The organism is Pantoea sp. sgz302252, from assembly GCF_042610525.1.
Classification (GTDB): domain Bacteria; phylum Pseudomonadota; class Gammaproteobacteria; order Enterobacterales; family Enterobacteriaceae; genus Erwinia.
In genome coordinates, this window is record NZ_JBHDVM010000002.1 from 80,351 (window position 1) to 93,222 (window position 12,872).

10 protein-coding genes and 2 tRNA genes are annotated in these 12,872 nt (G+C 51.9%); 3 read left to right on the top strand and 9 right to left on the bottom strand.

What is annotated here, in order from left to right:
* Nucleotides 1-281: 281 nt before the first annotated feature.
* Nucleotides 282-1,742, bottom strand: coding sequence for an NAD-dependent succinate-semialdehyde dehydrogenase (locus tag ACETPC_RS04435; RefSeq protein ID WP_380179024.1), 1,461 nt, complete (start codon nucleotides 1,740-1,742; stop codon nucleotides 282-284).
* A 198-nt stretch (nucleotides 1,743-1,940) separates the two neighbouring features.
* On the opposite strand from ACETPC_RS04435, the gene ACETPC_RS04440 reads away from it, so the two are divergent.
* Nucleotides 1,941-2,600, top strand: coding sequence for an O-methyltransferase (locus ACETPC_RS04440; RefSeq protein WP_380179026.1), 660 nt, complete (start codon nucleotides 1,941-1,943; stop codon nucleotides 2,598-2,600).
* A 152-nt stretch (nucleotides 2,601-2,752) separates the two neighbouring features.
* On the opposite strand, the gene ACETPC_RS04445 is transcribed toward ACETPC_RS04440, so the two are convergent.
* The 6 genes from ACETPC_RS04445 to ACETPC_RS04470 form a co-directional block, all read right to left on the bottom strand.
* Nucleotides 2,753-3,268 (bottom strand): hypothetical protein, encoded by a 516-nt coding sequence (locus tag ACETPC_RS04445; RefSeq protein ID WP_380179028.1) that lies wholly within the window; start codon nucleotides 3,266-3,268, stop codon nucleotides 2,753-2,755.
* Nucleotides 3,269-3,408: 140 nt separating this feature from the next.
* Nucleotides 3,409-4,368 (bottom strand): HTH-type transcriptional regulator Cbl, encoded by a 960-nt coding sequence (gene cbl / locus ACETPC_RS04450; protein WP_380179030.1) that lies wholly within the window; start codon nucleotides 4,366-4,368, stop codon nucleotides 3,409-3,411.
* A gap of 138 nt (nucleotides 4,369-4,506) precedes the next feature.
* Entirely contained in the window at nucleotides 4,507-5,424 is a 918-nt protein-coding gene (nac, locus tag ACETPC_RS04455; protein ID WP_380179032.1) for a nitrogen assimilation transcriptional regulator NAC, read from the bottom strand.
* A gap of 308 nt (nucleotides 5,425-5,732) precedes the next feature.
* Entirely contained in the window at nucleotides 5,733-6,746 is a 1,014-nt protein-coding gene (locus ACETPC_RS04460; protein ID WP_380179662.1) for an ABC transporter permease, read from the bottom strand.
* 26 nt (nucleotides 6,747-6,772) lie between these two features.
* On the bottom strand, nucleotides 6,773-8,257 hold the full coding sequence (locus ACETPC_RS04465) for a sugar ABC transporter ATP-binding protein (protein WP_380179034.1): 1,485 nt from the start codon (nucleotides 8,255-8,257) through the stop codon (nucleotides 6,773-6,775).
* Nucleotides 8,258-8,270: 13 nt separating this feature from the next.
* Nucleotides 8,271-9,188, bottom strand: coding sequence for a sugar ABC transporter substrate-binding protein (locus ACETPC_RS04470; RefSeq protein ID WP_380179036.1), 918 nt, complete (start codon nucleotides 9,186-9,188; stop codon nucleotides 8,271-8,273).
* A 518-nt stretch (nucleotides 9,189-9,706) separates the two neighbouring features.
* On the opposite strand from ACETPC_RS04470, the gene ACETPC_RS04475 reads away from it, so the two are divergent.
* Nucleotides 9,707-9,782, top strand: a tRNA-Asn gene (locus tag ACETPC_RS04475).
* Nucleotides 9,783-10,048: 266 nt separating this feature from the next.
* Here the strand turns inward: ACETPC_RS04475 and pgtP are convergent.
* Together pgtP and ACETPC_RS04485 are read right to left on the bottom strand one after the other, a co-directional pair.
* Complete coding sequence (gene pgtP, locus ACETPC_RS04480; RefSeq protein WP_380179038.1) at nucleotides 10,049-11,434, bottom strand: phosphoglycerate transporter PgtP; 1,386 nt, start codon at nucleotides 11,432-11,434, stop codon at nucleotides 10,049-10,051.
* 530 nt (nucleotides 11,435-11,964) lie between these two features.
* Nucleotides 11,965-12,198 (bottom strand): hypothetical protein, encoded by a 234-nt coding sequence (locus tag ACETPC_RS04485; protein ID WP_380179040.1) that lies wholly within the window; start codon nucleotides 12,196-12,198, stop codon nucleotides 11,965-11,967.
* A 509-nt stretch (nucleotides 12,199-12,707) separates the two neighbouring features.
* Here ACETPC_RS04485 and ACETPC_RS04490 point away from each other — a divergent pair.
* Nucleotides 12,708-12,783, top strand: a tRNA-Asn gene (locus tag ACETPC_RS04490).
* The last annotated feature ends 89 nt before the right edge of the window (nucleotides 12,784-12,872 follow it).

Below are 12,872 nucleotides of genomic sequence, written 5' to 3' on the forward strand. Positions count from 1 at the left end.
GAAGATACGCGCCCTTTATTCACTCTATGCAGAAAGTATGCCAGCGGGCGGGAAAATAAAAATGCGTAAAAGCCGCGCGAAAAAAATTTTATGCCGTAATCAACGTTAAAAAACGCGTGCATTTAAACTGTTGATTTAAAGTGTTTTATCAACGCACCAGCGCGGAGCGGCTTAGCTTGTTTCTGCACTATAACGGCGAGGGATAAGTAAAATAATGCGGGGATTATCTATAAAAAAACGCCCGCCTCATTAAATGAAGCGGGCGTTGCCAGGACCAGCAATTAATTCAGGCTGCCGAAATGGAAAGCTTTTATTTCGAGATATTCTTCAATACCGTGACGAGATCCTTCCCGGCCAATACCGGACATTTTAATACCGCCGAACGGCGCGACTTCCAGCGAAATAGCGCCCGTATTATGGCCGACCATGCCAAACTCCAGCGCTTCGCCGACCCGCCAGGCGCGGCGCAAATCTTCAGTAAAGAAGTAAGCGCCTAAACCATAAGGCGTATCGTTCGCCATCGTCAGCGCTTCCTCTTCGCTATCGAAAATAAATAGCGGCGCGACCGGGCCGAAGGTTTCTTCATGAGCGATGCGCATAGCGGTAGTCACGCCAGAGAGCACCGTTGGCGCGACAAAAGTGCCTTCGCCCTGCGCTATACCGCCGGTCAGTACGGTTGCGCCGTGACTTACCGCGTCATCTATATGTGCGTTAACCTTGCTAACCGCCGCCTGGTTGATCAGCGGCCCCAGCGTGCTGCCCTCAGCAAAGCCGTCGCCGACTTTCAGTTTCACCACCTCTTCCAGCAGCCGCGCGCTGAAGCGCTCGCTGATGCCACGCTGCACCAGAATGCGGTTGGCGCAGACGCAGGTTTGTCCGGCGTTGCGAAACTTGCTAACCATCACGCCCGCGACGGCGATTTCCAGATCGGCATCGTCAAATACGATCAGCGGCGCGTTGCCGCCCAGCTCCAGACTTAGCCGCTTGATACTGTCGGCGCTTTGCTGCATCAATAGTTGCCCAATGCGTGTAGAGCCGGTAAAGGAGATTTTGCGGACTGTACGGCTACCGGTCAGCGCCGCGCCAATTTCCTGCGGCAAGCCTGTCAGCACCTGGAGTACGCCTGGCGGAAAACCAGCCTGCTCGGCCAGCGCCATCAGCGCCAACGCAGAAAGCGGCGTCAGCTCAGAAGGCTTAACGATAATCGGACAGCCTGCGGCCAGCGCGGGCGCTACCTTGCGGGTAATCATAGCGATGGGGAAATTCCAGGGCGTAATGGCCGCCGCGACGCCGACCGGCTGTTTGATCCCCAGAATGCGGCGATCGCCTGAAGGCGCAGGGATTGTTTCGCCATAAATACGTCGCGCCTCTTCCGCGAACCATTTCACAAAGCTTGCGCCGTAAAGCACCTCGCCTTTGGCTTCCGCCAGCGGCTTACCCTGTTCTGCGGTCATGATAGTCGCCAGATCGTCCGCATTCTCCACAATCAGCTGATGCCATTTTTCCAGCAGCTGCGCGCGCTGTGCGTTGGGTGTTTTCCCCCAACTTTGTCGCGCCGCGTCGGCAAAGGCGATAGCGCGCTGCGTCTCTTCCGCGCCTAACGCCGGTATAACCGCCAGCACTTCGCCGGTGGAGGGATTGGTTACAGGCAAGGTTTCGCCATTATCGGCCGCCTGCCAGCGACCGCCGAAACAGGCCTGCTGCTTTAACAGCTGTGGATCCTTTAAGCGTTGCGTCAACATATCTTCCCCCATGAGTAATTGTTTTTACTTTAAAGGAGTTGCAACAGCGGATGCTGCCTTATTGGATGGGGAAAGTGAGCCAGCAACATGATTCAGACGACGAAACGAAATTTTATGCCGCGCTGTTTACAGACCTGCCAAATCTGGCGCGAGACGGCTGCTATAGTTGCTGTTTCCCGCCAAAAAAGTGAGAACAGCATGAACGAGCTTAGCTGGAGTAAAGTAGATGATTTTTTCGTCGACACGCTGGTCGACCAGGATGAAGTTTTGCTGGCCGCGCTGGCCGCCAATAGCGAAGCGAACCTGCCGGCCATCGATGTTTCGCCAGCCGAGGGCAAGCTGCTGCATATCTACGCCCGCATGATGGGCGCAAAGCGCATTCTGGAGATCGGCACGCTCGGCGGCTACAGCACAATCTGGCTGGCAAAAGCGCTGCCGGAGGACGGCAAGGTGATTACGCTGGAATTTGAACCGCGCCATGCCGAAATCGCCGCAAAGAATATTCGCCACGCCGGGCTGGAAAGTCGCGTCACTATTCTGGTTGGCCCGGCGCTGGAGAGCCTGCCAAAGCTCGCCTCTTCTGCTCCTTTCGATCTGATTTTTATCGATGCGGACAAGAAAAATAATCCGGCTTATCTGGAATGGGCGCTGAAGTATTCCCGCCAGGGAACGGTGATTATTGGCGATAACGTGGTGCGCAGCGGTCGCGTGGCGGATGAAAACAATCAGGATGAAAACGTGGCGGGCCTGCGGGAATTTTTGCAGCGCCAGGGTCAGGAGAAAAGGCTGACGGCGACGGCTATTCAGACCGTGGGCGCGAAAGGCTGGGACGGTTTTTCTGTCGCTATTGTCGATTAGCCGATAAAAAAGGGCCGCAAGGCCCTTTCAACCGGGAGCGCGACCGCTTTTACGGCAGCGGATCGCCGAGGACGAAGCCCCCTTCTCTGAGCACCGCCGAAAGTTCCCTGGCGCGCTCTTCTTTGCACTCTTTCACAATGCGCCGGACCTCTTCACGTGAGAGGCCATGCCCGGCTTTTGGCTTCTCCTGGCTCTTTTTCGATGACATAAATTCCTTCCTCCTTGTAGTGCTTTATGTAGCGACAGCCTGAACTCTGTGCATGCGCGCTCAGCAGTTGGTGATACATCCTGGCCAAACCGGGCCTCGCGGGGAAAGCTATCAACGCGCAGGCTTCGCGTTGCTGCATAAAGGCGGCGATAGCTCTGCCAATGCCCTTTAGCAGCATCTCATCCAGCTCTTCTTTACCGTAGCGCATCCGCGGCTCGGGTGCGTAGAGGCTTCCGCCGCTGAACAAGGCATCCAGCGTGTAAAAGCTCACCATAAAAAAGGTTTGCTTAATCACTGACGGCTTGTAGCGATCGGTAAATAAACAATAAAGATGCGGCGGCAATGGGACAATGTCAACGATATATTCAATCCAGAGATCGCTGTCTTTATCCACTCTGACCAGGTAGCAGATGCCCTGTGTGGGCAGGAAAGGTTTAATTGGGCTGACCGCTATTTTCATCCTTGTCGTCTCATCGTTAGTGGCCGTGCACTCCCTGCACGACGATGGACGCAAACTAGCTAAACGGAAGGTTGAAAACAAGCCAACAACAGGTTAATCACAGCTTTAATTGCCGGTCTTCGAGGCGCCTCTGAAAATGATTAAATTTGAAAATCCAGCACCGGCTCCGCCACGTCGTGCGTGGAAAGTGCCTTGCGTTTAATCTCTTCCAGCGACAGATTGGCGTTGCACAGCTCCAGGAACTGCCAGACATAATTGCGCTGAAGCTGTCCGCGCTTTAACCCCAGCCAGACGGTATTGGATTCAAACAGGTGTTTGGCTTCCAGCCGCGTCAGTGCAGAATGCTGATCCAACTGGCAAGCCTGATCCGCCAGCACGCCTACGCCCAGCCCGAGTTCTACATAGGTTTTCACTACGTCTGAATCCTGGGCGCTGAGAACGATATCTGGCGTTAGTCCCGCCGCGTAAAACGCCCGGTCAACACGGGAACGACCAGTGATACCCTGACGATAGGTGATTAGTGGGTAACGGCTAAGCGCTGCCAGCGAAACCGGCTGCTGCTGCTCCAGCTCATGGCCTTTTGGCACCAGCAGCGCATGATGCCAGCTAAACCAGGGAAAAGCCGCCAGCGAAGGATTATTAACCACCTGCTCGCTGGCGATACCGATATCGGCTTCGCCCGCCACCAGCATAGAGACAATCTCCTGCGGCGTACCCTGGTTTAATTCCAGGCGAACATTGGGATAGAGCGCACGGAACGCTTTGATCACTTTTGGCAGGCTATAGCGCGCCTGGGTATGCGTGGTGGCGATAGTCAATACGCCGCTGGATTCATTGGTAAAGACATCTGCCAGCCGCCGTACTTTTCCGGCCTCATCCAGGATGCGTTCAGCAATATTCAACAGCGCTTTACCCGGTTCCGTCATGCCCAGCAAGCGTTTGCCTCTCCGGATAAAAATCTCCACGCCCAGTTCATCTTCCAGATCGCGTATATGGCGGCTGACGCCGGACTGGGAGGTAAACAGCGCGTTTGCCACTTCGGTCAGGTTAAACTCGCAGCGTGCCGCTTCCCGGATGATTTTAAGTTGCTGAAAATTCACGTGCGCTTCTCCCTCTGTTATCTGTTGGTTTCGGCCATGTTAATAAGGCAAATTGATAGCAACAAATAATAAAAAGAGGTTTTATATGCTTTTTAGCGATATAGAAGCGAGGGCGCCCTGACGCGCCCACGAAAGGGATTAGCTCACCAGCATCAGTTCGCGATCGGCAACAGCGGGTTTATTCAGCAATGACAGCAAAATATTTTTAACCGCCTGTGCCGCCGGTGAGAGCGGCGCACGAGCCGAAACGTTTAGCGACAGCGGCAAATTCAGCGTAGGGCTATTGATGCGCGCCATCCAGGCGTTGCCGGAGCTGACCAGTGCCCGCGCGGCGGATTCTGGCAGAACGGTAACGCCCATGCCGCTGGCAACGGCGGCGGTCAGGGTAGCAAGCGATTCGATTTCGCCGATAATGCGGGCGCTCAGGCGGCGCAGCGAAAAGGCTTCATCAACGCGTTTGCGCACGGCGCTGTAGTCGCGCGGCAGAAACAAGTTCATCTCGGCGACTTCCGCCAGATCGATATGCTGCCCCGGGCAGTTGGTGGCACCAACCAGATAAAGTTCTTCTTTCATTAATGGCAGGCTGGTAATGCCGGCTGAAGGCGCACGATCGTAAAGCACGGCCATATCAAGCTGGCCATCCATCACTTTTTCATTTAGTGAAGCGCCGCTGTTTTCATGCAGATAGACCAGCACTTCCGGAAACTGCTCGCGCACGGTTTGCAGTAAAGGCATGGTCAATGAGGAAGCTACGGTACCGGGCGCCAGCCCAATAGAAACCTGGCCAGTCAGGATCTGTCCGGCGTTAACGACCGCCGCTTGCGCCTGTTCGCACTGGCGCAAAATAGTACAGGCGTGCGCATAGAGTATTTTACCGGCCTCTGTCGGCGTTACGCCGCGCTTGGTGCGGATAAGCAGCTGCTGATCCAGCTCATTTTCCAGCGTGGCCACCTGTTGACTGAGCGCAGGCTGGGCGATATGCAGGACTTCAGCCGCCTGGGTCAGGCTGCCGATATCGACGATTTTTACAAAATACTTCAGCCGTCTTAAGTTCATTTTGCCTCCGTCACGGAACGCCATTGTCGCTGGCGGTGAGAAATAAGTTTTCACTCTGGTGTCAGGGTAACTGCAAGCGACGTGCCAGAAACTTCCGGGCGAGGTTATGACGATTTTGTTTCAGGCTAAGCGGCGGTAAAATAAGAGAAACTGATTACCCCTTAAGGGGTAGCGCATTTTATTTATCGCGGGTGAAGCGGGCTTAGCTGCACTTCTGCGGTGCACAAGATGCCGTCAGGCTGTGCATGGTAACGTTTTCACAGCCGCGCCGGAACCGGAAATCAGGGCCACCAGCGGCCCTGAATGATTCAGCGTTTTTTGCGGTTGCGGTACATATCGACTGAAACAGCGCTAACGATAATGATGCCTTTGATAATGTCCTGAACGTAGGCATCCACGCCGACAAAGGTGAAGCCGCTTTTGATCAGGCCCAGGATTACCGCGCCGATTAGCGTTCCCGTAATGCGCCCGACACCGCCCATCAGGCTGCTACCGCCGATAACCGCCGCCGCAATGGCGTCCAGTTCGTAGGACATGCCCATACTGGACTGGCCGCTACTGACGCGCGCCGCCAGCACGACGCCAGCCAGCCCGGAAAGGCCGCCCGCGATGGTGTAGACGATAACCAGGTATTTATTAACGTTAATACCGGATACTTTGGCCGAGGTCATATTGCCGCCAATAGCGTAAACATATTTGCCGTAGCGGGTGTGTTTCAGCGCAATATGGAAAATGACCGCGACCACCAGGAAAATAATGACCGGCATCGCGCCCTGGCCGATAGCGGTAAAGCTGTCGGAGAGAAAGCTGACCGGATTCCCCTGCGTATAGTATTGCGCCAGCCCGCGCGCGGATACCATCATGCCTAAGGTAGCAATAAAAGGCGGAATGCCGGTTTTGGTGATCAGCACGCCGTTAACCACGCCGCAGAGAAAACCTACGCCAATACCGGCGATTATCGGCACTATGGCAGGCATATCCACCAGCGACGGGAACATCGGCGAGAGGCTATCCGAAGTTTGCGCAAGGCTTGCCGCGACCACAGCGGTTAAAGCGATCACCGAGCCGGATGAGAGATCGATCCCGGTAGTGATAATGACCTGAGTAACGCCGACCGCGATAATCCCGATAATCGCTACCTGTAAGACTATCAGCACCAGCCGGTTTGGATTGAGCAAAAAGGATTGATCGCGCACGTACCAGCCGGCGATTTCAAAAATCAGCGCGATAGCGACCATAACGATAAAGATGCCGGTATCCTTGGGCATTTTGCCTTTCAGGCTGGTCAACAGACTTGCCAGAGACGACTGTTGGCTACTCATTTTTACTTCGCTCATAATTTCAGCCCTTATTCAGACGCCAGTGACAGGATAGTTTCCTGATCGGCTTCTTCTTTATTGAGGATGCCGGTGATACGGCCGCCGTGCATTACCATCACCCGATCGCTCATGCCAAGAATTTCCGGCAGTTCCGAAGAGACCATAATGATGGCGACACCGCGGTTAGCCAGTTCGCTGATCAGCCGGTAAATTTCCGCTTTCGCGCCGACATCAATGCCACGCGTCGGCTCATCCAGTATCAGCACTTTAGGCTGAGCCAGCAGCCAGCGGGCAATCAGCACCTTCTGCTGATTGCCGCCGCTGAGGTTATTGATGATTTGATCCATGGTGGGGGTTTTGATGTTCAGCCGCCGGATCTGCTCCATGCAGTCTTTCGCCATCTGCATATGGCTGACGAAACCCGCTTTGCTGCTGTATTCCGGCATGTTAACGATGCTCATGTTTTCCATTACCGACAGCACCAGAAACAGTCCGGACTTTTTGCGGTCTTCGGTGAGGAAGGCCAGCCCTTTTTCTATCGCGGTTGAAGGCGAATCTATCTTTACCGGCACGCCATCTATCAGGATTTCGCCGCCGTCAATGCTGGTCATACCAAACAGGCTTTCCATGACTTCGCTACGGCCCGCGCCGACCAGCCCGGCTACGCCCAGGATTTCACCACGGCGCACGCCGAAGTTGATATCGTGAAAAACCTCCTTGCGATGCAGATTGCGTACCGTCAGTACTTCTTCGCCGATGTCATTGTTGAATTTAGGAAAGAGCTGGGTCAGCTCGCGACCGACCATTTGGGTGATTAGCGACTGGCGCGTGTAGTCGGAAGTCGCGCTGCTGCCTACCCAGCTGCCGTCACGAAAGATGCTCACTTCGTCGGTAATAGTGAAGATCTCATCCATCTTGTGGCTGATATAAATGATGGCTTTGCCCTGCTCTCTGAGATCGCGAATGATAGCGAACAGGTGCGAGACTTCGGTTTCGGTCAGCGCCGAGGTGGGTTCATCCATAATGACCACATCGGCATTCCACGAGACCGCTTTGGCTATCTCCACCATCTGCTGGGCGGCGATACTCAGCTCGCCGACCATTTCATCAGGCTCAAGACGGATGTTTAATTTGCTCAATAAATCACGGGTCTGGCGGTTAAGCCTGCCATGATCGACAAAACCATATTTCATCGGCTCACGGCCCAGCCAGATATTTTCCGCTACCGTCATATAGGGCACCAGATTCAGCTCCTGATGGATCATCGAGATGCCTGAACGCAGCGCATCCATCGTATCCTGAAACATCACCGGCTCGCCTTTTACCCGGATCGATCCCTCATCCGGGCGATAGATGCCTATCAGGCATTTCATCAGCGTGGATTTACCCGCGCCGTTTTCGCCCATTAGCGCATGGACGCTGCCGGGCCTGACCCGTAAAGAGACGTTGCTCAGCGCCTTTACGCCCGGGAAAAATTTGCTGATGCCTTCGGCCTCAAGCGCATATGCGGTCATAGTGCACCCCGGCTTATTTCTGGTTCAGGCTGACGAAGTTAGCCATGTTTTCTTTGGTGATGAGCTGGAAAGGAATATCGACGTTTTTCTCTACGCTTTCGCCTTTCGCCAGCTTCACCGCTGCCTGCACCGCGCCTTCGCCCTGCCCTTTTGCATCCTGGAAAACCGTGGCGACCATCTTGCCGTTTTTGATCATTTGCAGCGCATCCGGCGTGCCGTCCACGCCAGCCACCAATATATGATTGTCGTTTTTGCCCAGCGCCTGTAGCGCGCCAATCGCCATTTCATCATTATTAGAGGCGATAGCCTGAATATCATCGCCAGCGGTGAGCCAGTTACTGACCACGTCGACCGCATCGTTGCGCATAAATTTCGCGGTTTGTTCCTGAACGATTTTCAGGCCGGGATATTTCGCCACGATCTCTTTTACGCCTTTCGTTCTTTCGCGCGTCGATTCATTGGCCAGATCGCCCAGCAGGATCGCCACGTTGCCTTTGTAGTTCATTTGTTTAGCCAGGGCCTCCATCTGTAGCTGCCCCGCCAGCTGCGAGTTTGAGCCTACATAGGCCATTTTACCGGTCAGCTCCGCCGCCGGACGGCGGTTGATAAAGATCAGCGGCACGCCCGCTTTGCTGGCCTGATCCATAATCGGTTTTACCGCATTGGTATCCACCGGATTGACGATAATGGCGTCTACGCCCTGGCCAATAAAGTTTTGTACCTGCTGCAGCTGTTGCGAGACATCATTTTTGGCGTCTTCAACCTGGCCGCTGACGTTCTCTTTTTTTAATTCTTTTTGAATGGAATTGCGCACAATGGTCAGAAAGTTGTCATCAAACAGCGCCATAGAGACGCCGATCTGCAACTCTTTTGCCAGCGCGGCTGTGGGCAGTAAACAGATCATCAGTAACCCGGCAACGAACTTTTTCATGATATAGCCCTTTTGTGAGTAGCTGGTGCGGCTGGCTGGACCTCGAATGAAAAATATCTTTTACATTCACACAACTTCACCGGTATAGCGGTTAAGGTTCGGAACAGATAAAGCGTGCTTTGCAACGCGTAGCCATAGATGGCTTGTCATACTTAATTGCTATTAATCAAACTGTTACTTTTAACCTGGCGGCACCTATTACAGGCAATGCTATAGAGTTAAAAGCTTGTAGTGTATTTGTTCCAAAATTGTTCCTTTTGGAACTTTTATCATAAAAGCACCGAAACACGCGTTTTAAAAACGGCAAAGAGAAAAATTTTGACCGAGCTCTAACATCGGCCGCGCATTAATAGCAAAGTGGGATCTGGCGCAAGAGAATGAGTGCAAAAGCATGTATTTTGCTCAGGCGGGTGAGAAACAGAGCAGATTGCTGATTTTGCGGCCGAACGCGCGGGAAAATCGCATTCCCCCTTTGACAGGCCAGGCCAGTGCCATTACTATGCGCTGCATCAACCGATTCCTCTGTAGTTCAGTCGGTAGAACGGCGGACTGTTAATCCGTATGTCACTGGTTCGAGTCCAGTCAGAGGAGCCAAATTCTGAGAAGCCCGCTTAAGGAAACTTAAGCGGGCTTTTTGCTGTCTGGAAATCTGGTTTTTTGGGAAGGTTTCCGGGAGGCTGTGTTGAGTTGGGGTTAGCTACCTGGGCTTAAGGCGTTAGCACAGGCAAATTGCTTTCGTCCTGAGTTCCGACTTTCTTTTTTATCGGCTTCTGGTTTCTGCTGGTCAAAAAGCGCGGCGGCGCCGTTAAAGGCATTTTAAGTAAGACCGCACTATTCCTTAGCTCTACTGCGTGAAAGGATTATTTTTCGCACGCGATAAGTGCCCTGATATTCCCTTCAGAATGATGTTGCCGCTCCAGTTCCAGCGCGCCCCGATGAGCAAGACAGCAAAAGAGTATGCAACAGAGGATGCCGCCCAGCAGCAGGTAAAAACCGCCGTGCCAGCCCAGCCGATCCACCATGATGCCAAACAGGCTGGTGCCCAGCGATGCGCCAAAGATATAGCTCATAAAGCCACGTAGCCCGACAGCTGAGCCTACGGCGAAACCAGGGACAATTTCCATGGTCTGTACTGAAGCGAGAAATTGCGGCACATAAATCAAACAGCCGACAACGGCGGCGAAAACCGTGACCAGCAGCAGCGACTCGCTTTGCCAGTAGCCAATCAGGCAAATAAATATCAGCGCCATACAAATTATGGCCAGAGGCATACGGCGGCCTTTGAACAGCTTGTCGCTCAGCCACCCTGCCAGTAGCGTGGAGGGAATGGCGGCCCATTCAAAAAACAAAAAGGCGACGCCCATCTGCTCTCTGGAAAAATGCTTCTCTGTCAGCAAATAGAGCGGCAGCCAGCTAATGATGCCGAAACGCACCATATAGACAAAAACATCCACCAGCGAAATGTACCAGGCATTTTTATTGCGCAGCACATAAATGCAGAAGATCTGCCACGCGCTCATATTTTCTGGCGCTTTAGCGCTCCGTATGGCCTGCAACACGATCTTTTCTTCCGGCATCATCTCTTCTAATGCAGGCAACCCTTCTTCACGTGGCGAACCTTTACCGAGCACCAGCACGATTAAGGCGAAAACCACTGCTAAGCAGGCGGGTACGATGTAGCTGGCACTCTGCCAGTGCTCGCTGCCCAGTATCGCGAAAGCGCCGCCGACAATTGGCGCGACTACCCCGCCACCGATGTTATGGGAGACGTTCCAGAATGCGCCGACGCGGCCACGTTCCCGGCGAGGAAACCAGTTGGCGATAGTAATAAAAGAAGGGCCAACGCCCATTCCCTGAAACAGTCCGTTTAGCATCACCAGCGCGACAAAAACCCAGAACGCGGTGCTGAACCCCAAACCGACGTTGACGATAGCGCAAAGTACTAAACCGCACGCCATAAAAACTTTTGGGCTGGCTTTATCAGCCAGCGTGCTCATTACGCCTTTGCTGATGCCGTAAGCAATCAGCATGCAGCTGCTTAGCAGCCCAATTTGCGTCGCGCTGAGTGCCAGCTGTTGTTTCAGGTAAGGCGTCGAAAGCATGAAGTTATTACGCACAATATAATAGGCGAGATAACCTAAAAATACGCTCAGCAGCGCCTGGATACGATATCGGGCATAGGTAGCCTGAACTTTTTCAGGCGGGATTTTATTATTGGCTGCCCTTCTTTTTAGTAAATACAGCATGATACTTCCCTCATCTTGCGTTCTTGGATCCATCACAGCATAGAGAATGAAAGTCCTGAGGAAGGAATTCAGGCAAGAAACACACGGTTTTTGTCGTCTTGATTGATCCTCACTGGCTTTATAGCAGACAGTAAGAGCCTGATAGTTCCAGGCAGATCCAGAACAGCATAACTATTTCAGTTGGGCATAAAAATCTTCTTAACAAAAACTGCCTTTTTCCGCCAGAAAAAATGGGTTCAGCATTTAGCACTGAACCCGATTCTTCTACTGGCAAAATCGATCAGGTTTTTTAAACAGCCACCCTCAGGCATGCAAAAGGCGTTATTAAAAACCATAATATTTTTTATATCCTGTCTTTTCTGATTACGCCTTAAAGCAACGCCCCTTCATAAATCAACAAAAAAGTAGAAAAGCACATGATTTATAAAGGTTTTACATGTACTTTATTGGCATAAAAGAATCAGAGAGAACCAGTAATAAGCTAATGCTTAAACAACAAAATCTGTGCTGTGAGAAAGATAAAACCAATATTAACCAAAAAGTTTCATTATACTGTTAAAAGCGCTTGTCCAGGCATAATCCATGATGTTTACGGCAAAATGCACCGCTTTATTTGCGTTTCCTGCACCTAATGTTGGTTCAGCTTTGTCTATCGCATCACAAACGTTGTCATATACATCAAGGACTACCTCAATTTGCGGATCGTCAGTAATGACACCAGCCGCTGCAACTACGCTTGTTTCACTGCCTGTTAGTTCACGCATGATTTGCTCCTGTGAATAAAATTCGTTTAAAATGAGCGAACGCATCAACGTCCACCCGCTTTATTTTTTACTCGTTATCTATTTTATGTCAACAAAAATAGTTTTTAAAACATTAAAGAAATATATTAAACACAATATTAAAACCATTCAAATTCCTTTCAGGAAATCGAATAACCCTTATGATTTTAATCGTTCCTGATTAGCGGGTTTTCTATATCACTAAAGAAGATTTATTTCAGCGGGATAGATATTATCTATATAATACTTTTCACTTAAAAACTCTATGCATAGAGAGTGAGTTTCCGAATAAAAAAGAAGCGTTATTGCCCTGGAGAGCCCGTTCTTTTCCAGAAAGCACCGGGTCGCAGACGCACCAACCTGTTTTGACTACGCCTTTTCCAGCGCTTTGATTATCAAAAGATTAATTTTCAGCCATTTACACTGAAATACGCTACAATTCTTTTGACAGGCCGCAGCAACCTCGTTATTATGCGCCCCGTTCAAACGATTCCTCTGTAGTTCAGTCGGTAGAACGGCGGACTGTTAATCCGTATGTCACTGGTTCGAGTCCAGTCAGAGGAGCCAGATTAGAGAAGCCCGCTTAAGGAAACTTAAGCGGGCTTTTTGTCGTCTGGCTTAAGCCGCTCTCAGGTATGGATTGCCTGTAGCCTGAT

What these genes read in the sequence shown, in the direction of transcription:
- ACETPC_RS04435 (WP_380179024.1), bottom strand. Translation starts at nt 1,742, where the DNA reads ATGTTGACGCAACGCTTAAAGGATCCACAGCTGTTAAAGCAGCAGGCC.
- ACETPC_RS04440 (WP_380179026.1), top strand. Translation starts at nt 1,941, where the DNA reads ATGAACGAGCTTAGCTGGAGTAAAGTAGATGATTTTTTCGTCGACACG.
- ACETPC_RS04445 (WP_380179028.1), bottom strand. Translation starts at nt 3,268, where the DNA reads ATGAAAATAGCGGTCAGCCCAATTAAACCTTTCCTGCCCACACAGGGC.
- nac (WP_380179032.1), bottom strand. Translation starts at nt 5,424, where the DNA reads ATGAACTTAAGACGGCTGAAGTATTTTGTAAAAATCGTCGATATCGGC.
- ACETPC_RS04460 (WP_380179662.1), bottom strand. Translation starts at nt 6,746, where the DNA reads ATGAGTAGCCAACAGTCGTCTCTGGCAAGTCTGTTGACCAGCCTGAAA.
- ACETPC_RS04465 (WP_380179034.1), bottom strand. Translation starts at nt 8,257, where the DNA reads ATGACCGCATATGCGCTTGAGGCCGAAGGCATCAGCAAATTTTTCCCG.
- ACETPC_RS04470 (WP_380179036.1), bottom strand. Translation starts at nt 9,188, where the DNA reads ATGAAAAAGTTCGTTGCCGGGTTACTGATGATCTGTTTACTGCCCACA.
- pgtP (WP_380179038.1), bottom strand. Translation starts at nt 11,434, where the DNA reads ATGCTGTATTTACTAAAAAGAAGGGCAGCCAATAATAAAATCCCGCCT.
- ACETPC_RS04485 (WP_380179040.1), bottom strand. Translation starts at nt 12,198, where the DNA reads ATGCGTGAACTAACAGGCAGTGAAACAAGCGTAGTTGCAGCGGCTGGT.